Consider the following 26,570-nt stretch of genomic DNA (forward strand, 5'->3'; position numbering starts at 1 on the left):
GGAGGAAAAACAAAATTTTTAACCGTGGAAAGGAAAAAGGAATGGCTAGATTCTCCATTCCTTTTGAAAAATTAATCTTCAATTGTGTAGCTGCTGATATAGGGTGCACTTTCGAATATGTTTGGAAGATCGTCATTCTCGGGATTGTTTTTATCCCCTTCAAGAAATGAATTCGTGACATGCCAATCTTCAAAAGATTTTTCATCGGTCCACACAATCATAATTATATATGTATTTGAAGCCAAGGGGCGGAGCCCGCGAAGGGCGATAAAACCAGGTGTGCCTTCCAGTTTGCTGCTCCGATTTTTTAGGTGATGTTCAAATATGGGGTGTCCTTCAGGTGTAACGGGAATATTTTTCATCACAACAAACCCTTCGCCACTCATTTCCCCAATTGATTCAAAGACTTCATATTTCCTTGGTTCATTAAAAACGGTTTTTCCGGCAGTTTCATGGAATAATAATGCCCCATTTGCACTGCTCATCATCATAATTTTTTCAGCGGGATATTTCGCTTTAATCGTTTTTAAAAAATCGAGTGTTCCGCTGGTAATATATACGGTCATTTTTTAAATCCCCCTTAAGCTAATCTTAAGTAATAGCTTATGCAAAAACTATTTTCTTATTTAAACTCATTTTCAAACGTAAAAATCGACTTTTTTTTGACAAAAGTAGTCGTTTGCTATGCAGAGGAGGAAATTATCGATATAGTGAAGACAACTGTGTATGAAAGAAAGTTTTTAAAATCTTGTTCTATATATTAAAATGGTAAACAGAATGTCTTGAAAGGTGGACTTATTTTTATGGCAAAGCCTATTAATGAAACATTTTTAAAAGCAGCTCGGGGAGAGAAGACGGATTATGTTCCAGTTTGGTACATGCGCCAGGCAGGACGTTCACAGCCGGAGTACCGGGAAATTAAAGAAAAATACTCTCTATTTGAAATCACTCATCAGCCGGAATTGTGTGCATATGTCACCCGCCTGCCTGTTGACCAATATAATGTTGATGCCGCGATTTTGTACAAGGATATCATGACACCGCTTCCGGCCATCGGGATGAACGTGGAAATCAAAGGCGGCATCGGTCCGGTCATTGACAATCCAATTCGTTCGCTTGCGGATGTGGAAAAACTAGGGGAATTGAATCCTGAAGAAGATATTCCTTATGTGATCGATACGATTAAATTATTGACAGAGGAACAATTATCCGTGCCTTTAATCGGATTTTCCGGTGCCCCATTTACGCTTGCCAGTTATATGATCGAGGGAGGCCCTTCGAAAAATTATAATAAGACAAAAGCGTTTATGTACGCTGAGCCGAAGGCTTGGTTTGCGTTGATGGATAAACTAGGCGATATGGTCATTACATACGTAAAAGCGCAAATCAAAGCCGGAGCACGCGCTATTCAAATTTTTGATTCATGGGTTGGCGCTGTAAATGTGGAGGATTACCGCTATTTTATTAAACCAGTCATGAACCGGATTTTTTCTTCATTAAGAGAAGAGAATGTTCCATTAATCATGTTCGGTGTCGGCGCAAGCCACCTGGCATTGGAATGGAATGACCTGCCGCTGGATGTTGTCGGTCTTGATTGGCGTCTGCCAATCCGCCAAGCACGGGAAATGGGGATTCAGAAAACAGTCCAGGGAAATCTTGACCCAGCGATCCTTTTGGCTCCATGGGAAGTAATTGAAGAGAGGGCAAAAGCCATTTTAGATCAGGGAATGGAGCAAGGCGGATATATCTTTAATTTAGGCCACGGGGTATTCCCTTCTGTTAATCCGGAAAACTTGAAAAAACTTACGGCTTTTGTTCATGAGTATTCAGCAGCGAAAAACGGCAGATAACCTGTTGAATTAAGCTTTTTATTGGTATTAAGAGCAGATTTTTGGCAAAATAAAAGAGCTATTAAAAAGGGCCATAAGGGATGTCAGGTTGAGACTGCACAAGCCTTGTGGCCCTATCCCTAATTAAAGAATACGGAAAATTACATAAGAGGTGCAAACGATGACGAAAAAGAAAATGGGCTTGCTGGTGATGGCATACGGTACCCCCTACAATGCAGACGACCTGGAAAGATACTATACCCATATCCGGCATGGGAGAAAACCAACTCCGGAAATGATTGAGGACCTACGTAATCGCTATGAAGCGATTGGCGGGATTTCTCCTTTAGCAAAAATCACCCTTGAACAAGGTCAAAAGCTAGAAGCATATTTAAATAAAATTCAAGATGAAGTCGAATTTAAAATGTATCTTGGCTTAAAGCATATTGAGCCGTTTATTGAAGATGCCGTTAAACAGATGCATGAGGACGGCATAAAAGAGGCAGTAAGTATCGTGCTTGCCCCGCATTTTTCAACTTTTAGCGTAAAATCCTATAATGGCAGAGCGGTTGAAGAGGCAGAAAAATTAGGCGGACTTACGATAAAAACGATTGAAAGCTGGTATCAGGAACCAAAGTTTATTTCTTACTGGGCGGATAAGCTCAAACAAACTTTTGAACAAATGCCTGAAGAAGAAAAGGATCATGCGGTGCTGATTGTTTCGGCTCACAGTCTGCCGGAAAAAATTCTTCAGTTTGGGGATCCATATCCAAAACAGCTGCAAGAAACTGCGGATTTAATTGCTGCTGAAGCAGGAGTAAAGAATTATGTGATTGGCTGGCAAAGCGCAGGAAATACGCCGGAGCCATGGTTAGGACCTGATGTTCAAGATTTAACGAGAGATTTATATCATAACCATCACTATAAGGCATTCGTCTATGCACCAGTTGGATTTGTTTCGGACCATCTTGAGGTTCTATATGATAATGATTATGAATGTAAGGCTGTTACCCGTGAATTGGGCGTGAGCTACTATCGACCGGAAATGCCTAATGCAAAGGAAGAATTCATTGATACATTGTCAACCGTCATCTTAAAGAAGTTAGCGGATTAGGGACTTGAAAATTCAATTTGAAGAAGGTGACGTCAGGTGGCAGAAGAAAAACAGAAGGTAATTATTATTGGTGGGGGAGCTGCCGGTTTGACCGCAGCCTATTATCTTCAAAAAGAAGTAAAGGAGAAAAATCTCCCGCTGGAGATCCAACTTATTGAAGCCTCACACCGACTCGGCGGAAAAATGCAGACTGTTGTAAGAGACGGTTTCACCATTGAAAGAGGTCCGGATTCCTTCTTGGCCAGAAAAACGAGTATCATCCGGCTGGCGAAGGAAGTTGGGATGGACGATCAATTAGTACCAAACTCAACGGGGAAATCCTATGTTTTGGTGAATGAAAAGCTCCATTCCATGCCGGGCGGCTCGATCATGGGAATCCCGACAGAAGTGGGGCCATTTATGACAACGGGCTTATTTTCCATTCCAGGAAAGCTGAGAGCAGCGGCCGATTTAATATTGCCCCGCTCTGAAAGTGGAAAAGACCAAGCATTAGGTCATTTTTTTAGAAGGCGGTTGGGCGATGAAGTGGTCGAGAACTTAATTGAACCGCTGCTTTCAGGAATTTACGCAGGCGATATCGATCAAATGAGCTTGATGGCCACCTTTCCGCAATTTTATGAGGTAGAACAGAAGCACCGCAGCCTGATATTGGGGATGAAAAAATCAACTCCGGCGCAGCCAAAACAGCAGGGTGATAAAGGGAAATCAAAAAAAGGCGGATTCCTCACCTTTAAAACAGGCTTGCAATCGTTTGCTGAAGCGATTGAAGCAAAATTAGATGCCAGTTCGGTTTTAAAAGGGCATCGGGTGGAGAACATCGCTCGTGTAAATAATAAATATGAGGTTTATCTGAACAATGGGGAATGCCTGACAGCCGATAGTATTATTGCTGCCACCCCTCACAAAATAACGCAGGCGATGTTTTCGGATTTTCGTTTTTTTGAACCTTTGAAATATGTTCCCTCGACTTCCGTTGCCACAGTTGCCTTGGCCTTCCCGGAAGAGGCCATAAATGAGGACATAGATGGGACTGGCTTTGTCGTTTCTAGAAACAGTGATTATACAATAACGGCCTGTACCTGGACACATAAAAAATGGGAGCATTCTACGCCGGAGGGAAAAGTTTTGCTCCGCTGTTATGTAGGCAGGGCGGGTGATGAAACGGTAGTAGATCTGTCCGATGACCAAATCGTTAAAATCGTCCTTGATGACTTAAACAAAATCATGCAAATTAATATGAGTCCTGATTTTGCTGTCATTTCCCGCTGGAAAAACTCGATGCCTCAATATACGGTCGGGCATAAACAGCGGCTCACTACTATTCTGGAGGCTATGAAACAAGAACTGCCGGGCGTGTTTTTAGCTGGAGCATCCTACGGCGGTGTCGGTGTCCCCGATTGTATCGACCAAGGAGAAGCAGCCGTTAAAAATGTACTGGAGTTTTTAAAAAGAAAGGGAAGCTGAATATAAAACCAGCTTCTTTTTTAATTTTTCTTGTCAACAAATTAAAATGGGAGTATACTCATTAAGTATTAATGACTGAAACGTTCATATGGTCATTTATGAGTGTTTTTTTAGGATTGTCTGATGGATAGTCCTTCTTTTTAGAACATTAATGACTGAATGAACAAATTAGTCAATATTAGAGAGGTGGATAAGGTTGAAACCAAACCTATTAAAGGCTGAACTATCAACTATTCTTAAAAATAGAAAAATCTTAATCCCGATTATTGCGGTCATGCTGGTCCCGGTGTTATATGCTGGAATGTTCCTTTGGGCTTTTTGGGATCCATACGCCAAACTGGATCATTTGCCTGTAGCCATAGTTAATGAAGATAAAGGGGCAACACTTGACGGAGAAAAGCTAAAGCTTGGCAATGACCTAGTGCGAAAACTAGAGAAAAGCAAGGAGTTTGGCTTTGAATCGGTTGGCAAAAGTGAGGGTTATAAAAAGCTCAAAGAACAAAAATATTATATGCTGATTGAAATTCCGAACGATTTTTCGGAAAATGCGACCACATTAATGGACGACCAACCGAAAAAACTAACATTAACCTATGTCCCAAACGAAGGTTATAACTTCTTATCAGCCCAAATTGGCGGAACGGCCGTGGAAAAAATAAAAACCGCAGTTTCTGAAAAGGTAACGGAAACGTATGCTGAGACTATTTTTTCTAAAATAACCGATCTTGCTGATGGAGTTGAAAAAGCAAGCGATGGTGCGGGCCAGTTAAGCGACGGGTCTAAAGAATTAACTCAAGGCTCGAAAGACCTCTATGCAGGGCTAGCAACGCTTGCTGAAAAATCGATTGAATTTGATAACGGCATGAAAACGGCGGATGCCGGATCGGCTAAGCTAGCAGATGGCTCATCTAAGCTTAGCGCTGGTTTGTCTGAGGTGGATTCCAATCTTCCAAAGCTTGTGGCCGGAACAAAGGAGGCCTATGCGGGTGCAGCGCAATTGAAACAGGAGCTCCCTGCAGGAATTGCGAAAGAAATTAATAACCAATTGAGCGGCAGTGTTGTGGAATTAAATAATGGGATCAACAGTTTTGAATCCCAGTTATCCACGTCATTAATTGAGCAAATGGCTGACCAGACTGCTGGACAAATTTATCAACAAAAGCAAGCCATGAATCAAATAGCTCAAAGCCTGATCTCAAGTGGGAAATTTACTCCGGCTGAAGTGCAAAGTATGATGGGGCCAATCATTGAAAACCAAACAAAGGCACTGGTTGCCAGCGGTATCCCAGAACAGTACGCACAGCAGATTATTCAAGCGGAATCAAAGGAACAAATCAAGGCTATAGTAAAGCCGATTGTATCTGCCAAGCTGACCTCCAATTTGGGTGCAGGGTTTGATACGTTTAAAACAGAGTTGACTGGTAAGCTTTCAGGAGCAACGTCAGGCCTTGAAGAAAAAATCGCCAGCCAGACAAACCCATACTTTGATCAATTGTTATCAGGTATCGGAACGATCAACCAAGGGCAGCAGGCCTTACAGGCAGGGGTCCATCAATTATATTTAGGCTCTAATGAGTTAAATGGCGGTGCGGGCAGTCTCTCAACTGGGATGAAGCAATTATCCGCAGGTGCCGATGCCATCACTACTGGTGCCGGACAGCTGGCAGATGGCTCGGAGCAGTTAAAAGCTGGAGCAGGAAAACTGTCTGATGGTGCCAAGGAGTTGGCGGATAAATTGAAAGAGGGCTCCGATGAGGCTGCAAAGGTTCACACAGACAACAAAACCTATGATATGATGGCAAAACCGGTCAAACTGGATAAGGAAAGTTTAAATACTGTACCAAACTATGGAACAGGGTTTGCGCCATACTTCCTATCATTAGGATTATTTGTTGGTGCTCTATTATTATCGATTGTCTTCCCGATTAGAGATGCTGCCATCCGACCGGCAAACGGTTTTAATTGGTTTGCCAGCAAATTTGCCATTATGGCAGGCATCGGAATAACCCAGGCATTGATTGCTGATGCAATCCTTCTGTTTGGATTAAACCTTGAAGTTCAAAGCATGCCAAAGTTTATTTTGTTTTCCATAATTACAAGCTTAACTTTTATTGCGTTAATCCAATTGCTTGTTTCAGTACTTGCAGATGCCGGTCGGTTTATCGCGATTATCATTTTGATTTTCCAATTAACAACAAGTGCAGGAACATTCCCGCTTGAATTGATTCCAAATTTCTTGCAGCATTTTAATGCCTTCCTGCCGATGACCTATTCGGTGCAGGGCTTTAAAGCGGTGATTTCAAGCGGTGATTTCAGCTTTATGTGGGAAAATGCCCTCATTTTATTTGGCTTTATTGTTGGCTTCAGCGTATTGTCAATTGTCAACTATGCGATGAGGATGAAGCATCAATTTAAAGCAGCACATGAATAAACTTGAAAGACCAGCCTTCAACATTGATACGGCTGGTCTTTTCGTGTATGAATATAGTAAAGAGCTGCTGAGAATGTACATATTAAAAATGAACTGGAATTTTGGAGGGATTTATCATGAAATTGACGGTCATCGGGTTTTGGGGCGGCTATCCAAAAAAGGATGCAGCAAGCTCAGGCTATTTACTTGAACATGAAGGGTTTCGGCTGCTAGTCGATTGCGGCAGCGGAGTTCTTGCGAAACTGCCAAATATCGTTGAGCCTGAGGAGCTTGATGCGGTTATTCTTTCCCATTACCATCCTGATCATATTGCCGATATCGGTGTCCTGCAGCATGCGAGGCTGATCCAAGGCTTTTTGGGAAAACAATTTCCGACCCTGCCAATCTATGGGCACCATTTTGATCAGCATGAGTTTACAAAATTAACCTATAAAACAATTACGAAAGGAATTGCCTATGAACCAAATCAGGTCCTGTCTATCGGTCCGTTTCAAGTAAGCTTTTTAAAAACAGACCATCCTGTGCCTTGCTATGCGATGAGATTTGAGGCGGGCGGCAAGTCATTGGTTTATACAGGGGATAGCGCCTTTAAAGAGGAGTTTATTCAGTTTAGCAGCAATGCAGATGTGTTGTTATGCGAATGCAACTTTTACGGGCATCAAAATGGTAAATCGGCAGGCCATATGAACAGTGTAGAGGCTGGCCGGTTTGCCCTTGAGGCAGGCGTAAAGCAATTAATTCTCACTCACCTGCCGCATTACGGGAATGTAAGTGACCTAGTTCATGAGGCATCAGGTGAATTTACTGGTATAATAAAACTTGCAGAAGAATTTCAGGCTATTCAACTTTAAAGGGGGATTTGGTGAGTATGCTGTTTATTGATAATAAAGGTATTACTGATCCGCGCATTAACCTGGCGATTGAGGAGTATGCGTTAAAAAATCTAGATATTAATGAAACGTATTTATTATTTTACATAAACGCGCCATCCATCATCATTGGCAAGAATCAAAATACGATTGAAGAAATTAATACCGAATATGTGGAGGAGAACGGCATCCATGTGGTCCGCCGATTATCAGGCGGCGGGGCGGTTTATCATGATTTGGGGAATTTAAACTTTAGTTTCATCACGAAGGATGACGGTGAAAGTTTTCATAATTTCCGTAAATTTACTGAACCGGTGATTGAGGCCTTAAGAAAGTTGGGGGTAAATGCCGAGCTAAGCGGCCGTAATGATATTGAAGTAGAAGGACGGAAGATTTCCGGGAATGCCCAATTTTCCACTAAGGGAAGAATGTTCAGCCATGGAACGCTGCTTTTGAATTCGGAAATGGAAAACGTTGCATCTGCTTTAAAGGTGAAGAAAGATAAGATTGAATCAAAAGGAATCAAATCAGTCCGAGGCCGGGTTGCTAACATTTCTGAATTTTTATCAGAAAAAATAAGCATCGAGGAATTCCGCTCCCTGCTCCTTAAATATATTTTTGAAGGACAGGAAGATGTTCCTGAGTATGTGTTAACGGAAGAAGATTGGCAAAAAATCAATCAGCTTTCCAAAGAAAGATATCAAAACTGGGATTGGAATTACGGAAAGTCTCCAAAATTCAATTTACAGCACTCGCACAGGTTCCCGGTCGGTTCCATTGATGTCCGGCTTGAAGTGAACAAAGGAATCATCGAGAATTGCAAAATTTATGGTGACTTTTTTGGTGTGGGTGATGTCAGTGAAATAGAACAGCGCCTTAGTGGGATTCGTTATGAAAAAAGCGAAATGGAAAGTGCGCTGGAAGATGTGGATACAACGTATTATTTTGGAAATGTTTCCAAAGAAGATTTTATTAACTTAATATACTAATTTTTGGATGTAGGAAGCGTTTGAATTAAAACGCTTCCTATTTTTATTTTTTTCTGAAATTTTTAAGTATTATACTTGTATAGATAAATTTCTAGCAATATAATATATTTAGAAAATTGTTACGAATTTGTGAATGAGTATTCATTCATTTGAGGGGAGAGAGAATATGAATCTATCGACACAGCTTCATGAAACTGCCAAGGCTTCAGCCACGAAAATTGCTTACCACTTTATGGGCAAATCCAGTACATATGCCGAACTGGATGGGGCGATTACCAAGTTTGCTTCAGGCCTTGAAAAATTGGGGGTAAAACAAGGGGACCATATCGCACTATTGCTGGGGAATTCCCCGCATTTTATCATTGGGTTGTATGGGGCACTCCGCCTAGGAGCAACAGTTATACCAGTCAATCCGATTTATACCGCTGATGAGATCGGTTATATCCTGAATAATGGCGATGTAAAAGTGGTTGTCGGCCTTGATCTGATGATTCCATTAGCGGAAAAAGTTCATACCATGCTTCCGAAAGTGAGCCACTATATTATTTGCGAAACAGAGCAAAAGGGATTGGCACAGCCTGGTGTTGAGGGATTTTCCGTGTATTCTAAAATGAAATCGTTTACAGATGTGGTGGCATCCGGTGAATTAAGTTTCCAGGGTCCCGAACTTCATGACGATGATACCGCCATTATCCTTTATACTTCAGGTACAACGGGTAAGCCAAAAGGCGCGATGCTGACACATAAAAATCTGTATAGCAATGCCAGTGATGTCGGCACTTATTTGAAAATGAATGATGCCGACCGTGTGATTACAACCTTGCCAATGTTCCACGTTTTTTGCTTAACGGTTGCTTTGAATGCACCGCTGTTAAAAGGAGCAACTCTATTGATTGCTCCGAAATTTAGCCCGAAGGATATTTTTCATCTTGCGAAAGAATATCAGGCGACGGTTTTTGCAGGTGTACCAACCATGTATAATTTCTTATTTCAATATCCGGAAGGAAGCCCTGAGGACTTAAGTTCATTACGTCTTTGCATTTCCGGCGGTGCCGCGATGCCTGTTGCCCTATTAGAAAACTTCGAAAAGAAATTTGATGTGCTCATTTCTGAAGGCTATGGTCTTTCGGAGGCCTCTCCGGTTACCTGCTTTAACCCGCTTGATCGTCCACGCAAGGCAGGTTCGATCGGACCTTCCATTGTTAATGTGGAAAACAAAGTCGTGAATGAACTTGGCGAAGAGGTTCCTGTCGGCGAGGTTGGCGAACTGATTGTCCGTGGTCCAAACGTAATGAAGGGCTATTATAAAATGCCGGAGGAAACGGCAGCGAGCATTAAGGACGGCTGGCTTCATACGGGAGATATGGCAAGAATGGATGAAGAGGGCTATTTTTATATTGTTGACCGCAAAAAGGATATGATTATCGTTGGCGGCTACAATGTATACCCACGTGAGGTAGAAGAAGTCATCTATAATCATTCTGATGTTGTTGAAGTTGCGGTGCTTGGTGTTCCGGATTTGAACCAAGGAGAAGCGGTACAGGCATATGTCGTAAGTAAAAGGGCAGATCTTACGGAAGAAGAGATGATTAGCTACTGCAAGGAGCATCTTGCCAAGTATAAAGTTCCTTCTTCAGTTGTCTTTCTAGAGGAACTTCCAAAGAATACGACCGGTAAAATCTTAAGACGCGCTTTAAAGACACAGGTAGCGCAGACTGTTGGGAACTAAAATTTTTAAATGAAAAAGGCAGGCTTTTAGCTTGTCTTTTTCGAATTTATAAAGGCGAAAGGGGTGCAGGATAAATGAAGGCCATTTTACTTGAGGTTGCCAGCCACATAGCGATTGTTACAATCAATCGCTCTGATGCGCTGAATGCCTTTAACCATGAAACTTTAATGGAATTGCAGAATACGGTTGAGGAAATACGCGTCAATCCGGATATACGGGCTGTTATTTTTACTGGTGCAGGGGAGAAGGCATTCAGTGTCGGTGCCGATTTAAAAGAGCGCAAAAGCCTGACGGATGAACAGGTGAAGCGTAATCTGTTTAAAATCAACGAATGTTTTAATGCGATTGACCAGCTGCCGCAGCCGACGATTGCAGCGATCAATGGATTTGCCTTGGGAGGCGGGATGGAGCTTGCTTTGGCTTGCGATTTTCGGTTTGCCGCAAGCGGTGCCTTGATGGGGCTGACAGAAACGAGTCTTGCCATCATTCCGGGGGCAGGGGGAACACAGCGGCTGCCGCGCTTGATTGGGCAGGCGAAGGCGTTGGAGCTTATTTTAACTGCTAGGAGGCTAACGGCAGATGAAGCCTTTAGCTATGGCATTTTAACAAGAGTGGTAGAAGGTAATGGGCTATTGGCTGAAAGTCGTGCATTCTGCTCAAAAATCCTTGCTAATGGTCCAGTGGCCTTACAGCAGGCGAAATTTGCGGTTAAACAAGGTATGAATACTGATTTGAACACCGGGCTGCAAATTGAGCGCAAGGCATATGAGGTGACACTCCCGACAGAAGACAGAATTGAGGCACTTCAGGCATTTGGAGAGAAAAGAAAACCGGTTTTTAAGGGGAAATAAGCTAGTTTTTCAAATTCGGTCACGTAGATGTTTCTGCGTGACCGAAACTATTTTAGAAGAAAAAAAACAAGAAGTTCTATTTCCCGCATTTTAAACTAAACTAAATATAGAGGGTTGTACACAAAGGGGGACAAATCATGGCAAGAAAAATGGGGGTCTATGCAGTTTTGGCCTTTGTTTTATATGGCTTATTTTTTTACTGGTACTTATTCCAGTTTGCCGACCCGAAGCTTCCGTTTGAATATGAAGGAACAAAGGCGGATCCGGCTACTTTTTTAAATGGAAGAGAACTTAGCTTGAGTGAGGAATATTCGAAAATTAGAAATCTACTGTTTTTCCTATCTACTCCGCTCGAATGGCTGATTTACTTTCTGATTTTATTATTTGGCTTGTCGAAGGCATTCAAACGCTGGGCTGAGGACTCGGTGAAACATAAAATGCTGCACACCCCGGTCTACCTATTCTGGTTATCCTTGTTTGCCTTTGTTGCGGTACTGCCATTAAGCTATATCAGCTTTTCCTTATCAAAAACATATCATATTTCAACGCAATCCTTTCCTTCGTGGATGAAGGACGAACTGATTGATTTTTGGCTTAATTATGCAACATGGCTCATTATTGTTCCTGTTTTATACTGGTTAATGAGAAAAAGCCAAAAACGATGGTGGCTTTACGCCTGGCTATTGTCGGTTCCGTTCACTCTATTTATGATGTTTATTCAGCCTGTCATTATCGATCCGTTATATAATGACTTTTACCCTTTGAAAGATAAAGCATTAGAAACCAAAATCCTGACATTGGCTGATAAGGCCCATATCCCTGCGGAGCATGTCTTTGAGGTGAATATGGCGGAAAAAACAAATGCCATGAATGCCTACGTCGCTGGGATTGGCTCCAATGCCCGGATTGTCCTCTGGGATACTACCTTAAATAAACTCTCAGATGAGCAAATTTTATTTATCATGGCTCACGAGATGGGGCATTATGTGGAGAAGCATATATATTGGGGAATTGCCGGCTACCTGCTGCTATCGCTTCTCGGGTTGTATGTAACCTACCGGATGATGAATTGGGCGGTTGCCCGCTTTGGAAAAGAACTGAAAATTTCCAACACAAAGGATATACGGTCGCTCCCGTTATTTTACATGATTATCTCAATGCTGCTATTTGCTTCAAGCCCGCTGTCAAATCTCGTCTCCCGCTATCAGGAAACAAGGGCTGACACCTATGCAATTGAGATGACGAAAAATCCGGATGCCGCCATCACATCATTTCAAGAGTTGACACGCAATGGCTTAAGTCAAGTCAATCCGCCGATGCTGGTGAAAATTTTCCGCTACACCCACCCGCCAATGCTGGACCGAATTTCCAAACTGGAAGAATATGAGGTCAAGCATCGAACAGAATAAAATTTTATTAAAAAAAGTTGAGGATCATTGATCTTCAGCTTTTTTCGCTTGCCAAAAAGAAAAACCGTCAATGACGGTTTAATGTGAAAATATTCAAGTTCCAAACTTCTTATTGATTTCCCTAAGCTGGCCCGATAACTGGATGAACAACTTTTTGTCCCGCCGATCAATAGCCGAGTCAATTTTCCGCAGCAATTTTTCCTTTTCAACCGTAAGCTGGATTTCCGATAAAAGCATGTCGATGTAGAGGTCCTGGACGAAATTCTCTTTCCTTTGGTTCCGTTTCATGGCAGCAACTTTCATTAAGTCCGTGTAGGATTTTTCATTCACGAAAATCACCTCTGATGCTTTTTTTTATTATATGGATTTTTTAGAATATTATCAATAATATTTATAATTTTCGGTAAACTTTTTCCTTGACAGGATTTGTGAATAATTTAGTAACAATTCAGAAAAGTAAATGCTTTGGGAAATAAAAGTGTTAAGATATGGTGGAAGTCATATGAATAGGAGTTGACAAGTTTGAAAAAACAAATAGAAGAGTATGAGATTAATTCATGTACCATGTTTTTGGCACCAATGGAATACGGAAGTAAAGTATACACAAAGATTATTGAGGTGGATGATGAATTTATTTCACCTTTTAAACCCTTAGACATCATCAAAAAAAGCTGCGACTATTTTGGCGTTGATTATGAAAGCAGAAAGAAGGGGACTAGACAACTAATTGGATATTCCCGTAAGATTCCTATTGCCATTGAGCCTGCAAACCATATATTCTTTTTTCCAACCACATCACCGAGCCGCCCTGAATGTATTTGGATTTCACATGAGCACGTTGAGAATTACCGTCGTCTAGGGCCTCATCAAACTCAAGTTACTTTCCAAAATAAACAAACGCATCTTTTTTCAGTTTCATTTGGGATTATTGAAGGACAAATGTTAAGAACAGCCTTATTAAAAACAAAGCTCCTCCAAAGAATCGAAGGTAATAAAAAAATGACTTACCTATTTAATGCTCCAAAGCCTATTAAAGCCTCTGAACATTCACATGATTATAAATAAAAATGACTTTATGGCGGGTTAACGGGACAGGTGTTTTTTTAATAAGTAGGTTTCCATTAATTCTTGGACCTTATTGCGGATGCGCGGATTAAAATAATTATGATGCTCTTCATAACCTTTATAGATAAACATGTACATGGTAAAGGCATCGTCCCGTTTGGTTTCACTAACCTGAAGCTTATTCTTTTTCATATATTGCTTTACCTCGGCTAGTTCCCCCTGAATAGCCTTCATCGTTACTTCGATTAACTCCAAATATGGCTTTTTTAATTTAAATGGACTCTTCTCCACCACATTCAAATCCCTATTTAAGATCGTTAAAACCATTGGTAAATAAATGGCTTTTTCCATAATATCACGGTCATTCTCCGGAATTCGCGTCATAATAAGATCTCACCCTTCATTTTATACGAACTTACGTTCTTGTTTTTATTTTACAAAAAAGAAAACAGAAATGCAATACTGCTGCCACGCTTCTAGCTTTGCTTTAGGTGAGCTTTTTAATTGAAATATTCGACAAATTCATGAGAAAGTTTTTATTAATAGAAGGATATCTGATAGGGGAAAATGAATTAAAGAAGAAACGAAGGATAGAAAAAAACAGTCATATATAGTGGTGAAACCCAAAAATACATAGATTAAGGTGATAAACATGCGAGCTGATAAACATCGAAATAAGAAAAGGAGAAGATGGAAATCCGTATTATTGGTGTTATTACTTTTAATTGGGGCCGGAGCGGCTTACTCCTATTTTCAATATAAACAGGGTGTCAATCAATCATTAAAAAAAATTGATAATGAAACGAAAGAGCAAAAGGTAGTGTATAAATTTGATGGACAGAAGGATCAGTATGGTGACACAAATGTTCTGATGCTCGGAAGCGATTCGCGCGGGGAAGAAAAAGCTCGCTCAGATACCATCATGATTGGCCATTATAACGAGGACAAAGGGACTTTTAAACTTACCTCGATTATGCGCGACAGCTATGTGGCCATCCCTGGGCATGGCAAGCATAAAATAAATTCTGCTTTCGCCATTGGCGGTCCGGAGTTAATGAGACAAACGATTAAGCAGAATTTTGATATTGATTTGCAATATTATGCGATTGTTGATTTCCAAGGGTTTGTCCAGCTGATTGATGAAGCGTTCCCCCATGGAGTAGAAATCGATGTGGAGAAGAAAATGTCCGCATATGTTGATCCACCGCTGCAGCCCGGGCTGCAAAAGTTGAATGGCCAGCAGATGTTAAGTTATGTCCGCTTCCGTCATGATGCCATTGGTGATTTTGGGCGGGTCGAGCGGCAGCAGAAGGCAGTACAGGCCATTGGTGACCAATTAAGTGCGATTCAAACCCTTCCAAAGCTGCCAAAGTTAATAGGTGTGGTGGCTCCTTACGTTAATACAAATATGAAAACATCGGATATCCTCTTTATGGGGAAAGACTTCTTCGCCGATAAAAGAGGAAGTGTCGAAACATTACGGATCCCTGTTGATAACAGTTTTGAAGAGACGCGGGTTAAAGGGGAGGGCGCCATTTTGGATATAAATCTTGCAAAAAATAAAGAGGCGCTTCACCAATTTATTACAAAATAATACTTGTCTAGGATATAAAATAGAATTAGAAGCGGGTAGGAGAACACGGATGGATTTTGAAACATTTAAAGCTTGGTTTACACTCGAAAATATCATGAACCTTATTCAGGACTATAAAGCCCTTGGGCCTTTGCCTGGAATTCTGTTGACGATACTTGAAGCCTTCCTGCCGTTTCTCCCATTATTTCTATTTGTGATGGCCAATGCTAGTGCTTTTGGACTCTGGCTGGGATTTCTGTATTCCTGGCTGGGTGCCTGCATTGGCGCGCTGCTAGTCTTTTCGTTCATCAGAAAATATGGGCAAAAACGATTGCTTGCCTTTTTGCCGAGGCACCAGAAAGTCCGAAAGCTGATGGACTGGGTGGAACGGCATGGGTTTGGCCCGTTGTTTTTGCTGCTTTGTTTTCCCTTTACACCATCTGCAGTGGTTAATATTGTTGCTGGGCTTTCGAAGCTAAGCTTTGCCCAGTATATGCTTGCAGTATGCATTGGAAAAATGGTGATGATTTTTACCATTAGTTTCATTGGATATGATATTCGCTCCTTGGTTACTCAGCCGTTTCGGACGATTATTGTTTTTATTTCCATTTTTATTCTTTGGTTCGCTGGAAGAAGAATTGAAGCAAGACTAAACAAACATGAAAAAAATGGACATGTGGAGGAGAAGCACCAGGGGAAAGAACTAAAAAAACGGAGGGGATAAAGTGAGGAGTGAATGGAGACAGGAAGGAATCGAATGGGTTAAGGCTTTTGCAATCGGTATTATTATTTTCGTTTTTATTCGAACATTTTTTTTCTCGAATTATGTAGTTGAAGGTGAATCGATGATGCCCACTCTCCAGGATGGGAATAAACTTGTTGTTAACAAGCTGGGCTTTCAAACAGGCGAACTGGAAAGATTCGATGTTATTGTTTTTCATGCTAATGAAAAAGAGGATTTTGTCAAACGGATTATCGGCCTTCCCGGCGACAAAATTGAATATCGAGATGACCAATTATTTATTAATGGCCATAAATATGAAGAACCTTTTTTAAAGAAGTATAAACAAGAGGCACTTGGTATGAAATTGACAGGTGATTTCAGTTTAAAAGAGATTACCGGTGAAGATAAGGTCCCTGAGGGAAAATTATTTGTCCTTGGCGATAATCGTTTGGGAAGCTGGGACAGCAGACACTTTGGATTCATTTCAGAAAGCCAGGTGGTCGGTAAAGTTGACCTGCGGTACTGGCCGTTGGATGAGTTGGGCGTTCATTTTTAAAAAATAATAAACTTCTAGTCAGATTGTCGAGAAAGGGTATTTTTCTCGGCAATTTTCTTATCTATGCTAATGGGCTTGTTGATTTCCGCTCCGGGCACTCGCTTTCCGCGGGGAGGTCCTGGAGCCTCCTCGGCGCTGAAAGCGCCTGCGGGGTCTCCAGTGACCTCTATATCCGCAGGAGTCGAGTGCCCTCCGCTCCAATCAACAGGGAGGCAAATCAACTAAAGTATTGCACACACTTTGTCGAACCTTGCAAAGTGTTTCGCTTTTATGAAAGACATTTTTCTCAATGATTCCAACGCTTTTGTCCTTCATCGGCCTTATGAAGGACATTTTTTACGTAGATTCCAACGCTTTTGTCCTTCATCGACTTTATGAAGGACATTTCCTCGTAGATTCCATCAATTTTGTCCTTCATTGGTCTTCTGGCGAGAAAATATTTGTTTCATCTTGTAAAGTTGAAGTTTTAATTTAATACACCTGTTGATTGGCGCGGAAGGCACGAAGACTCCTGCGGGAGTACGGGGCAGGGGAGACCCCGCAGGCGCCAGAGGCGCTGAGGAGGCTCCCCGGCACGCCCGCGGAAAGCGAAGTGCCTGGAGCGCCAATCAACAGACTTGTTGAGAGGCTATCAATAGTTTTTCGACAGCATTACGATAGTAAACTATCGTGTTTTTTGTCTTTTAAAGCTTAGTTTTACCATTTTTGGCTTTAATCTATCGCTGGCTATTGCAAACGTTTGTGCTTCTTTTATGATAAAATGGAGGATACGTAAAGTTGGAGAGGATGGAGGGGAATACATGTCATTAAGAATGGTAATCGGGCGGTCAGGAACCGGCAAAACGGCCATGTTTTTTAATGAAATTACCAGCAGCCTTTCGGAGAACCCTGAAGGAAAGCCGATTATATATATAGTTCCTGAGCAAATGACCTTCATGTCTGAATATCGTTTAGCAACAGACCCCAATATTGGCGGGATGATCCGGGCACAAGTCTATAGTTTTCCGCGCTTGGCATGGAGAATCCTGCAGGAAACAGGCGGGATTAGCCGGATGCATTTAAGCACTGTCGGCATGAGTATGCTAATCCGTAAGATCATCGATGAAAAGAAGGAACAGCTGAAACTGTTCAATCGGGCAGCAGATAAAAACGGTTTTATTCAGCAGGTAGAGCAAATGATTACAGAGCTTAGACGGTATTGTGTCAGCCCTCAGGATCTTGCCCTAGGTTCATTCCGGATGGAAGCGGAAGGTTCTTCGGCTTCAAAATCCCTGCAGGATAAATTGAGTGATGTGGAACTGATTTATCAAAGGGTTGAGGATGAAATCTTCGGTAAATATTTGGATTCCGAGGATTATTTTCGGCTGCTTTCCGAGAAAATTTCCTCCTCCCACTATTTAAGAGATGCGGAAATTTATATAGATGGTTTTTACAGCTTTTCTCCCCAGGAATATCAAGTGATAGCAGAGTTAATGAAGCGTTGCAGGAGAGTTTCGGTTGCATTGACAACTGATTCCATTAAGGTTGATTCCGGACCGGATGAACTAGATCTGTTTCGTGCTTCAAGCGAGGCTTGTTTTACAATCAATGAGATAGCAAAAATTGATGGGATAACAATCGAGCAGCCTGTTATTCTTAAAGGATCAAAAAAATGGTCTGGAAGCGTCTTAAGTTATCTGGAGGAACATTTCGATGCCAGGCCTGCTGCGCCATATCACGAAAAAGCAAATTTAAACCTATTCCAAGCGGCTAACAGAAGGGCTGAAATTGAAGGAATTGCCCGTGAGATTCGTGATTTAGTCCGATTAAAAGGATATCGCTGGCGTGATATTGCTCTATTGGTTCGAAACGGCGGGGAATATCATGAACTAGTAGAACCAGTGTTTACCGACCATCAAATTCCCTTTTTTATTGATCAAAAACGGACGATGCAAAGCCATCCGCTTGTTGAGTTGATTCGTTCCACGCTTGAAGTCATCAATTCCTATTGGCGTTATGACCCGGTCTTTAGGGTAATAAAAACAGAGCTAATCTATCCGCTTGAGGAAAACCCCGTGAAAATGCGCGAACGAATGGATCGGCTGGAAAACTATTGTTTAGCTTACGGAATAAATGGAAGCAGCTGGACGAAAAAGGATCGCTGGACTTATCGACGTTACCAAGGACTAGATGTAGAGCGAAATGTTCAAACAGATGCTGAAAGAAAGATGGAACAAGAACTGAATGAGCTGAAGCTTATGATAACAGCTCCTATTCTTCGGCTGTCGAGAAGATTGAAAAAGTCAGATTCGGGCAAAAAGTTTTGTGAGGCTATTTATTTGTTTTTAGAAGAATTAGATGTTCCGGCTAAGCTTGAGAAATGGAAGATAGCTGCGGAAGAAAAGGGGAATCTGGTAAAGGCACGGGAGCATGAGCAGGTTTGGAATGCCGTCATCGATCTCCTTGACCAGTATGTGGAAATTTTGGGTGAGGAGCCTGTTTCCTTAAAATCATTTGCAGCCATTTTGGAGGCAGGTTTTGAATCCATGCATTTCTCCCTAATTCCGCCGGCCCTTGACCAGGTTTTAGTCGGTGATTTGGAGAAATCACGGCTGAATGATGTCAAAATTGTCTTTGTTGTTGGCGTGAATGAAGGTGTTCTGCCGGCGAAAATCGCTGACGAGGGGATTCTTTCAGACGAGGACCGGGAGCTGCTTGCAGCCGGCGGCATAACAGTTGCGCCAAGCAGCAGAATACGCTTGCTGGATGAAAACTTTATTGCCTATAAAGCCTTTACCGCCCCAACAGATATGCTTTATATCAGTTATCCGCTTGCAAATGATGAAGGAAAAGCGCTAATTCCTTCTTCGTATATTAAGAGAATAAAAGATATGTTTCCGGAGGTTATTGAACGGCTGCTGCTTGTCGACCCTTCACAGGTTTCAGAAGAAGAGCAGCTGAGCTTTGTTTCTAATACTGGTGCTACTCTTTCATACCTTAATGCCCAGCTTCAATTGAAAAAGCGGCATTATGGGATTCCCGACCTTTGGTGGGATGTTTATAACTTTTATATGGATGGCCAGTGGAAAGACAGGGCGCAAAAGGTATTTTCCAGTCTTTTTTATGCCAATCAAACTGTAAAATTAGCTAGTGAAACAGCTGATAACCTGTATGGGGAAACGATTCAGGCCAGCGTTTCAAGAATGGAGCTTTACAACTCGTGCGCCTTTTCCCATTTTGCTCAACATGGGCTGAAGCTAAAGGAACGGCAAATTTTCCGCCTTGAAGCCCCGGATATTGGGGAGCTGTTTCATGCGGCCTTAAAGCAAATTGCAGACACAGTTACTGACCAAAATTTATCATGGGCAAGCTTAACGAGAAAACAATGTGAGGAGCTTTCGAAAGATGCGGTTAAAAGCCTGGCACCTAAGCTGCAAAACCAAATCTTATTAAGCTCGGAGCGCCATCATTATATTAAACGAAAGCTGGAGCAGATTATTACCCGGGCTTCCGTGGTTTTGAGCGAGCATGCGAAGGTAAGCGGCTTTTCGCCAATTGGCTTGGAACTCGGCTTTGGCCGGAATGAGAAGCTTCCTCCTTTATCGTTCACATTAAAAAATGGCAAACGGATGGAGCTTGCAGGAAGAATTGATCGGGTTGATCAGGCTAAAGCCGAAGACAACAGCATCTTTTTGCGGGTCATTGATTATAAGTCGAGCGAAAAGGATGTCAATTTAACTGAAGTCTATTATGGACTTGCCCTTCAGATGCTAACCTATCTTGATATTGTTATGACCCATTCAAAGGAATTAGTCGAGATGAAGGCAAGCCCGGCAGGTGTGCTCTATTTCCATGTGCATAACCCGTTTGTCCAGTCGACGAAAATGCTGACCATTGATGAGATTGAAAAGGAAATCATGAAAAAGTTTAAAATGAATGGATTAATGCTTGGCGATCAGCAGGTCATCCAGCTCATGGATCAAACGCTTGAATCAGGTGACTCGCAGATTATCGCTGCCGGAATCAAGAAGGATGGACAATTATCAAAAAAATCAAAGGTTGCGAGTTTACAAGATTTTGAGGATCTAAAGGTTTATGTTCGCAATTTATATCAGAAAACAGGAAATGACATTATGGAAGGCCGTACCGATATTGCGCCATATAAGTTAAAGGACAAAACACCATGTACTTTCTGCGCCTTTAAATCTGTCTGTCATTTTGATGAATCGATTGAAAATAATCATTATCGTATTCTTTTCCCGCGTGCCAAGGATGAGGTACTCGAGTTAATCAGGAAGGAGCTGCATGAGAATGAGTAAAATCGTTATTCCTAAAAAGCCTGAAGACGTAACCTGGACGGATGACCAATGGAAAGCCATTCAGGCGCGTGATAAGGACATTCTTGTTGCGGCTGCAGCGGGTTCGGGTAAGACGGCAGTGCTGGTTGAAAGAATGATCCAAAAAATCCTAGCTGAAGAAGCCCCCATCAATGTTGATGAATTACTCGTGGTTACATTTACGAATGCCTCCGCGGCGGAAATGCGTCATCGAATCGGAGAGGCATTGGAAAAAGCAATTGACAATGACCCGGCTTCAAGGCATTTAAGAAAGCAGCTCAGCCTGTTGAATAAAGCATCCATATCAACACTGCATTCTTTTTGTATGGAGGTCATCCGCAAATATTATTATCTGATCGATGTCGACCCTGGTTTCCGAATTGCGGATGTCACAGAAGCTCAGCTGCTCCGGGATGAAGTATTGGATGAATTGTTTGAAGAGGAATATGGGAAAGAGAATAATGAGGCATTTTTTAGATTAGTAGACTCCTTTACAAGCGACCGCAGTGATGCCGCCTTAATGGAAATTGTGCTGTCCATTTATGATTTTGCCCGGGCAAATCCTTCACCGCAAGGTTATTTGCAGTCACTTGTGGATATGTATGACGTTTCTGCTGTAAAAAATATCGAGGAGCTGCCCTTCGTGGAGTTACTTCTCTTTGATATTGAGCTTCAATTAGAGGCTGCCAGGGATATGATTTTAAAAGCTTTAGAGATTGCCAAGCTGCCGGGTGGTCCGGCTCCCAGAGCGGAAAATTTTCTCGAGGACCTGCAGCTAATTGACTCTTTGATGCTGGCAAAACAGGAATCCTGGACTGTTCTCTATGACGCTATGCAAGCATGGTCGTTTTCAAGAGCGAAACAAGTCAAAGGGGACTCTTTTGATAAAGAATTGACGGAAAAGGCTCAAAAGCTTCGGGATAAAGCGAAGAAAAAGCTTCAAGATTTAAAGGATGAACTTTTTTCGCGAAAGCCTGATAGCTTTTTACGGGATATGGATGAAATGAAGCCGCTTATTCAAACAATCGTCAGTCTTGTAAAAGAATTTTCTGTTCGCTTTGAAAGTGTGAAAAAGGATAAAGGGCTTGTCGATTATGCGGATTTGGAGCACTATTGCCTTGATATTTTGACAGGTGAAATTACAGTAGAAGGGGTTTTTCATCCTTCAGAGGCAGGACTTGCCTACCGGCGTCATTTTAAAGAGGTGTATGTGGATGAGTATCAAGACACCAACATGGTTCAAGAAACGATTTTAAAGCTTATCGCGAAAGAGGACGAGGCCGAAGGCAATTTATTTATGGTCGGGGATGTAAAGCAATCCATCTATCGCTTTCGGTTAGCAGAACCCAACCTGTTTCTTTCAAAATATAATCGATTTCGGCTCGATGGGGAAGCTTCGGGATTAAGAATTGATTTAGCCCGCAATTTCCGCAGCCGTAAGGAAGTCCTTGATGCGACAAACTATATTTTCAAACAAATCATGGGTGTAAAGGTTGGGGAAATTGAATACGATGAAGCTGCTGAATTGAAAAAAGGAGCTCCCTATCCTGAGGAAGAGCCATTTCCTGCTGAGCTGATTCTGATTGACCAAAATCGCAATACTGATGGACCAGAATCGGCAGGGGGGATTGATGATGATGCTCAGCCTGCTGAATTCGATCAGAGCGATCTTGAACAATCACAGCTGGAAGCCCGGACGATCGCGGCCAAAATAAAGGAATTAGTGGAAAATAGGGCTCAAGTGTATAATCCAAAAACGAAGTCAGGCCGGCCGGTTATGTATCGGGATATCGTCATTCTTCTCCGTTCCATGACATGGGCTCCACAGATAATGGAGGAATTCAAGCAACAAGGGATACCAATTTATGCGAACCTGTCAACTGGTTATTTCGAGGCTTCAGAAGTGGCTATTATGATGTCACTGCTGCGAATCATTGATAACCCGTTTCAAGATATTCCATTAGCGTCAGTGTTGCGGTCGCCGATTGTGGGCTTGAATGAGGAAGAGCTGGCGCAAATCCGATTATGCAAGAAAACCGGATCATTTTGGGAAGCTGTTCATTCTTTTTGTATGAGTAAACCGGCTGAACACTCTGAATCCTTTTATGAAAAAGTTCGGCACTTCTATGATTTATTGAAGGAATGGCGCCCTGTGGCGCGGCAGGGCTCGCTTTCAGAGCTTATTTGGCAGCTATACCGCGATACCCATTTCTATGACTTTGTCGGAGGCCTGCCGGGAGGAAAGCAGCGTCAGGCTAACCTTAGAGCTTTATATGACAGGGCGCGGGCCTATGAAAAAACCTCCTTTCGCGGTCTATTCCGCTTTTTACGCTTTATTGAGCGCATGATGGAGCGAGGCGATGATCTTGGGGCTGCAAGAGCACTTGGGGAGCAGGAGGATGTTGTCAGGGTCATGACCATCCACAGCAGTAAAGGGCTGGAATTTCCAGTAGTTTTCATGGCGGGAATGGCCCGAAGCTTTAACATGGCGGATATACGCAATCCATATTTACTTGATAAAGAATATGGGTTTGCATCTAAATATGTTAATCCGGAAAAGCGAATCTCCTATCCGTCTCTGCCGCAAATTGCCTTTAAGCGTAAAAAGAAAATGGAGATGCTGGCTGAAGAAATGCGTGTATTATATGTGGCCATGACAAGGGCAAAGGAAAAGCTGTATTTGACAGCCACACTAAAAGATGCCAGCAAGAAAATCGATCAGTGGAACGACTCCGCTAATCATCTGGATTGGCTGCTGAAGGACTTTGAACGGGCTTCTGCCTCAAGCTATATAGACTGGATCGGGCCGGCTATAGTCCGTCACCAGGACAGTGGAGTATTAAAGGCTGTAGGTGCGGCAAATGACCTGGTTCCTGAGGAAATTACCCAGCATCCTTCCTCCTGGAAAATAGCCATTGTGCATGCAGATGAAATTCAAAACCAAGTAATCGCTCAGGAGAAAGAAGAAAACCACTATTTAGATCTAGTCATGTCAGGGAAAAAAGTTCCCCAGTCCTCTACACTCTCTGATGAGATAGCAGCCAGACTTTCATGGGTATATCCGTATCCAGAAGCTTCTGTTCATCGCTCAAAGCAATCGGTCTCGGAGATTAAACGCTTCTCGGAACTAAAGGATGAGCAAAGCGGTACAGACCTTGTCCGCCGAATGAAGAAACCGATTCTGAAGCGGCCGAGGTTTATGCAGGAAAAATCGATTACACCTGCGGAACGCGGGACAGCCATGCACATGGTCATGCAGCATCTTGATTTGACTAAACCTGTTCAAGCGGAAAATATTACTGAAAAGATTTACTGGATGGTTAATAATGAATTATTAACACTTGATCAGGCAGAAGTAATTCCAGTTGAGTTAATTGTTCAATTCTTTCAAACGGAATTGGGAAGAAGATATTTTCAAGCAGCTGCGATCCATCGAGAAGTTCCCTTTACGCTTGCCTTGCCGGCAGGGGAGGTTTACCCTGATTGGAAGAATGAAGAAGAATCCGTCTTTGTCCAAGGAATCATCGACTGTATTCTCGAGGATGAAAGGGGTCTTGTTCTAATCGACTATAAATCAGATGGAATTACCGATAGGTTTAAAGGCGGGTTTGAACAGGCAAAACCAATTCTTGAAGAAAGATACAAAGTGCAAATTAATTTATATACAAAAGCAATCCAACAAATTTGGAAAAGAAAGGTAAGCGAGAGATATTTATTTTTCTTTGATGGTGCCCATATTTTAAGGCTTTAATAAAAATAAAAAATGACATAAACCTAATTTGAAGGTTTATGTCATTTTTAGTTGTTCCCGACAATCGGCTGGTCAAGCAGCTTCGTATCAACCACATTGGTCCCGCTAAGGCCATTATTGGCTATCACAATTCCCCCAGTATTAAACCCGCCAGAACCCGCGGCTGTTTTTGAGACAGCTTTTGGCGAAATATATACGGTATCTCCAAATTGCACGATTCCGTCGCTAACATTTATAATACTAACTGGTCCTATAATTGCCGGCATCTTAAAACATCCTTTGTAAATTGACTAAATTGACATAAAGTCAGCATAAGGTTTTAACGCAAATCTGTCATTTTTAATTGTTCCCAACAATTGGCTGGTCAAGCAGCTTTGTGTCAACCACATTGGTCCCGCTAAGGCCATTATTGGCAATCACAACTCCACCAGTATTAAACCCGCCAGAACCTGCAGCAGTTTTCGAGCCGGATTTTGGCGAAATATATACGGTATCTCCAAATTGCACGATTCCGCCGGAAACATTAACAATCTGAACTGGTCCTATAATTGCAGGCATTTATAACATCCTTTGCAAAAAAACTTGTTGATCGCGTATCTCTTACCGCAGTTCCTCTTCATGTCCATGCGGAAGGAGCTGCCGGATATGTTTTACACGTGCTTCCATTGAAACATTCCTCGTATTACCGACATTCAGTACGGAGGCATTGGAAATTCCTACGATATCTATTTTCTGAACCTTTATAACAGGATTGAAATGATGCGACCTGATGGATATGTTTTCATTAATCGGCAGAAACGGAATCGGTTTTGTCGTTACCGGAAATGAAGGAGTATTCCCTTCTTGACCATAAAAGATTTCCGCTTCTCTTTGAATGGCAAGAGCCCGAGAGAATGCATCTAAAATGCAGGAATCACCCACCTGAATAATGGAGGAGAAAGAGACAACCTTTGCACCTAAAAAATCAACTTTAGATATTCGTTCAAGCATAACCTGGAGTCACATCCGGTGCAAGCGGAACGAAGGGGCCGATGATTAAGGATTCCGGAGGAGTATCAAAAGCACTTGCCAACTGGATGGTTTGAGTATCGCCCACCATGACCAATGAAGAGCTTGCAACCCCGGTGATTTTAATATTCCCTACACAAATATCCCGGTTATAGACTTCAAAAATCATTCCTTGTTCATCCCTTTCATATTATCAGGTATATTTTGCAGAAAAACGAATACGCCATTTTGTATTTCCTTTTTTATAAGTTCTATAATTTGTTCCTCCATTGTATTTACATCAATTGTCCGGTCTTGGCTTAATGCCTTAAAATGAAAATCAATCCTGTTCGGAAGCTGTTTCATAATATCATCCCGAATGAAGCTAAGATAGGATTCATTTGGCGGGATAGCCAGCTGATTTTGGGCTTTTTCAATAATTTGCGGCAAATCTGTTTCTAAATATTGATAAATAGCCTCTTCTAATTTCATTGTTCTTTGCATGAGATCCTGGGGTGGAATTGGCGCCTTAGGAGATTGATTTTGAACCGCAAAATCCTCAATCCCTGAAAGATCATTCGGATTTAACCCAATCGTTAATGTTCCTTCAAGTGTTTCCACCTTTAACTGGTCAAATTTGTATTCAATTCTCTCCACATTGATAGGCGGCTTTTCATTTAACTTTTTGATTTCATCTTTCATTTGTTGAATAGACCTTTCTAATGAAGCAATTCGATTTTCCTGTTCCTGAACACTCCGAACCAGCCATTGAATATATTGGTTCATATCCTGATACATATATCTCACCTCACTAGAAAATTACTTTTTCCTGTTAAGTAAATATATGCAGCAGCAATAGAATTCTGGTTGTTATTTTACAAGAATGCTTATCTTTAAAGAATTTCAGTCATTT

Annotated in this window: 24 protein-coding genes; 15 read left to right on the top strand and 9 right to left on the bottom strand. The window is 41.9% G+C overall.

The features are described from left to right. Nucleotides 1-71: 71 nt before the first annotated feature. On the bottom strand, nt 72-566 hold the full coding sequence (locus ACNQGS_RS11330; protein ID WP_491487385.1) for an antibiotic biosynthesis monooxygenase family protein: 495 nt from the start codon (nt 564-566) through the stop codon (nt 72-74). Nucleotides 567-803: 237 nt separating this feature from the next. On the opposite strand from ACNQGS_RS11330, the gene hemE reads away from it, so the two are divergent. From hemE to ACNQGS_RS11375, 9 genes are all read left to right on the top strand, one after another. Beyond that, nucleotides 804-1,850, top strand: coding sequence for a uroporphyrinogen decarboxylase (gene hemE, locus ACNQGS_RS11335; RefSeq protein ID WP_491487386.1), 1,047 nt, complete (start codon nt 804-806; stop codon nt 1,848-1,850). A gap of 160 nt (nt 1,851-2,010) precedes the next feature. Next, nucleotides 2,011-2,943 carry a ferrochelatase gene (gene hemH / locus ACNQGS_RS11340; protein ID WP_491487387.1) on the top strand — a complete coding sequence of 311 codons (933 nt, stop codon included), beginning with the start codon at nt 2,011-2,013 and terminating at the stop codon, nt 2,941-2,943. 36 nt (nt 2,944-2,979) lie between these two features. Then, nucleotides 2,980-4,407: a protoporphyrinogen oxidase gene (gene hemY / locus ACNQGS_RS11345; RefSeq protein WP_491487388.1), complete on the top strand. Its 1,428-nt coding sequence runs from the start codon at nt 2,980-2,982 to the stop codon at nt 4,405-4,407. 196 nt (nt 4,408-4,603) lie between these two features. Further along, entirely contained in the window at nt 4,604-6,838 is a 2,235-nt protein-coding gene (locus tag ACNQGS_RS11350) for a YhgE/Pip family protein (RefSeq protein WP_491487389.1), read from the top strand. Between the two features lie 116 nt (nt 6,839-6,954). Next, the gene (locus tag ACNQGS_RS11355; protein ID WP_491487390.1) at nt 6,955-7,689 is read left to right on the top strand and encodes an MBL fold metallo-hydrolase; all 735 of its coding nucleotides are present in this window, start codon (nt 6,955-6,957) and stop codon (nt 7,687-7,689) included. 17 nt (nt 7,690-7,706) lie between these two features. Further along, complete coding sequence (gene lplA, locus ACNQGS_RS11360; protein ID WP_491487460.1) at nt 7,707-8,696, top strand: lipoate--protein ligase; 990 nt, start codon at nt 7,707-7,709, stop codon at nt 8,694-8,696. Between the two features lie 166 nt (nt 8,697-8,862). Further along, nucleotides 8,863-10,425, top strand: coding sequence for a fatty acid--CoA ligase family protein (locus ACNQGS_RS11365; protein ID WP_491487391.1), 1,563 nt, complete (start codon nt 8,863-8,865; stop codon nt 10,423-10,425). Nucleotides 10,426-10,499: 74 nt separating this feature from the next. Then, nucleotides 10,500-11,276, top strand: a complete 777-nt coding sequence (locus ACNQGS_RS11370; protein ID WP_491487392.1) for an enoyl-CoA hydratase-related protein — start codon at nt 10,500-10,502, stop codon at nt 11,274-11,276. Between the two features lie 137 nt (nt 11,277-11,413). Beyond that, nucleotides 11,414-12,685, top strand: a complete 1,272-nt coding sequence (locus tag ACNQGS_RS11375) for a M48 family metallopeptidase (RefSeq protein ID WP_491487393.1) — start codon at nt 11,414-11,416, stop codon at nt 12,683-12,685. 93 nt (nt 12,686-12,778) lie between these two features. Here ACNQGS_RS11375 and ACNQGS_RS11380 read toward each other — a convergent pair whose 3' ends face one another. Then, complete coding sequence (locus ACNQGS_RS11380) at nt 12,779-13,015, bottom strand: IDEAL domain-containing protein (RefSeq protein ID WP_378580850.1); 237 nt, start codon at nt 13,013-13,015, stop codon at nt 12,779-12,781. Between the two features lie 192 nt (nt 13,016-13,207). Here ACNQGS_RS11380 and ACNQGS_RS11385 point away from each other — a divergent pair, with 192 nt between their 5' ends. Beyond that, nucleotides 13,208-13,750 carry a competence protein ComK gene (locus ACNQGS_RS11385; RefSeq protein WP_491487394.1) on the top strand — a complete coding sequence of 181 codons (543 nt, stop codon included), beginning with the start codon at nt 13,208-13,210 and terminating at the stop codon, nt 13,748-13,750. A gap of 18 nt (nt 13,751-13,768) precedes the next feature. On the opposite strand, the gene ACNQGS_RS11390 is transcribed toward ACNQGS_RS11385, so the two are convergent. Beyond that, nucleotides 13,769-14,134 (bottom strand): YhjD family protein, encoded by a 366-nt coding sequence (locus tag ACNQGS_RS11390; protein ID WP_213141052.1) that lies wholly within the window; start codon nt 14,132-14,134, stop codon nt 13,769-13,771. 268 nt (nt 14,135-14,402) lie between these two features. On the opposite strand from ACNQGS_RS11390, the gene ACNQGS_RS11395 reads away from it, so the two are divergent. From ACNQGS_RS11395 to lepB, 3 genes are read left to right on the top strand one after another with little or no spacing between them, the layout of a single operon-like run. Then, nucleotides 14,403-15,344 (top strand): LCP family protein, encoded by a 942-nt coding sequence (locus ACNQGS_RS11395; RefSeq protein ID WP_491487395.1) that lies wholly within the window; start codon nt 14,403-14,405, stop codon nt 15,342-15,344. A gap of 49 nt (nt 15,345-15,393) precedes the next feature. Next, on the top strand, nt 15,394-16,047 hold the full coding sequence (locus ACNQGS_RS11400) for a TVP38/TMEM64 family protein (RefSeq protein ID WP_491487396.1): 654 nt from the start codon (nt 15,394-15,396) through the stop codon (nt 16,045-16,047). 1 nt (nt 16,048) lies between these two features. Next, nucleotides 16,049-16,603, top strand: coding sequence for a signal peptidase I (lepB, locus tag ACNQGS_RS11405; RefSeq protein WP_491487397.1), 555 nt, complete (start codon nt 16,049-16,051; stop codon nt 16,601-16,603). 286 nt (nt 16,604-16,889) lie between these two features. On the opposite strand, the gene ACNQGS_RS11410 is transcribed toward lepB, so the two are convergent. Then, the gene (locus tag ACNQGS_RS11410) at nt 16,890-17,021 is read right to left on the bottom strand and encodes a hypothetical protein (RefSeq protein ID WP_491487398.1); all 132 of its coding nucleotides are present in this window, start codon (nt 17,019-17,021) and stop codon (nt 16,890-16,892) included. Between the two features lie 382 nt (nt 17,022-17,403). On the opposite strand from ACNQGS_RS11410, the gene addB reads away from it, so the two are divergent. Together addB and addA are read left to right on the top strand one after the other, a co-directional pair. Continuing rightward, a complete protein-coding gene (gene addB / locus ACNQGS_RS11415; protein ID WP_491487399.1) occupies nt 17,404-20,901 on the top strand; it encodes a helicase-exonuclease AddAB subunit AddB in 3,498 nt (1,165 codons plus the stop codon). Then, nucleotides 20,894-24,670, top strand: coding sequence for a helicase-exonuclease AddAB subunit AddA (addA, locus tag ACNQGS_RS11420; RefSeq protein ID WP_491487400.1), 3,777 nt, complete (start codon nt 20,894-20,896; stop codon nt 24,668-24,670). Before addB ends, addA begins: the two co-directional genes overlap by 8 nt. 47 nt (nt 24,671-24,717) lie before the next feature. Here addA and ACNQGS_RS11425 read toward each other — a convergent pair whose 3' ends face one another. The 5 genes from ACNQGS_RS11425 to gerPC form a co-directional block, all read right to left on the bottom strand. After that, entirely contained in the window at nt 24,718-24,936 is a 219-nt protein-coding gene (locus ACNQGS_RS11425; RefSeq protein ID WP_213141047.1) for a spore germination protein, read from the bottom strand. 73 nt (nt 24,937-25,009) lie between these two features. After that, nucleotides 25,010-25,228, bottom strand: a complete 219-nt coding sequence (locus tag ACNQGS_RS11430; protein ID WP_213141046.1) for a spore germination protein — start codon at nt 25,226-25,228, stop codon at nt 25,010-25,012. A gap of 42 nt (nt 25,229-25,270) precedes the next feature. After that, nucleotides 25,271-25,660, bottom strand: a complete 390-nt coding sequence (locus ACNQGS_RS11435) for a spore germination protein GerPE (RefSeq protein WP_213141045.1) — start codon at nt 25,658-25,660, stop codon at nt 25,271-25,273. Next, nucleotides 25,653-25,847 (bottom strand): spore gernimation protein GerPD, encoded by a 195-nt coding sequence (locus ACNQGS_RS11440; RefSeq protein WP_213116658.1) that lies wholly within the window; start codon nt 25,845-25,847, stop codon nt 25,653-25,655. The genes ACNQGS_RS11435 and ACNQGS_RS11440 overlap by 8 nt, the downstream gene beginning before the upstream one ends. Next, nucleotides 25,844-26,455: a spore germination protein GerPC gene (gerPC, locus tag ACNQGS_RS11445; RefSeq protein ID WP_491487401.1), complete on the bottom strand. Its 612-nt coding sequence runs from the start codon at nt 26,453-26,455 to the stop codon at nt 25,844-25,846. Before gerPC ends, ACNQGS_RS11440 begins: the two co-directional genes overlap by 4 nt. Nucleotides 26,456-26,570: the final 115 nt, after the last annotated feature.

Source organism: Neobacillus sp. PVCKKU3, from assembly GCF_058323225.1.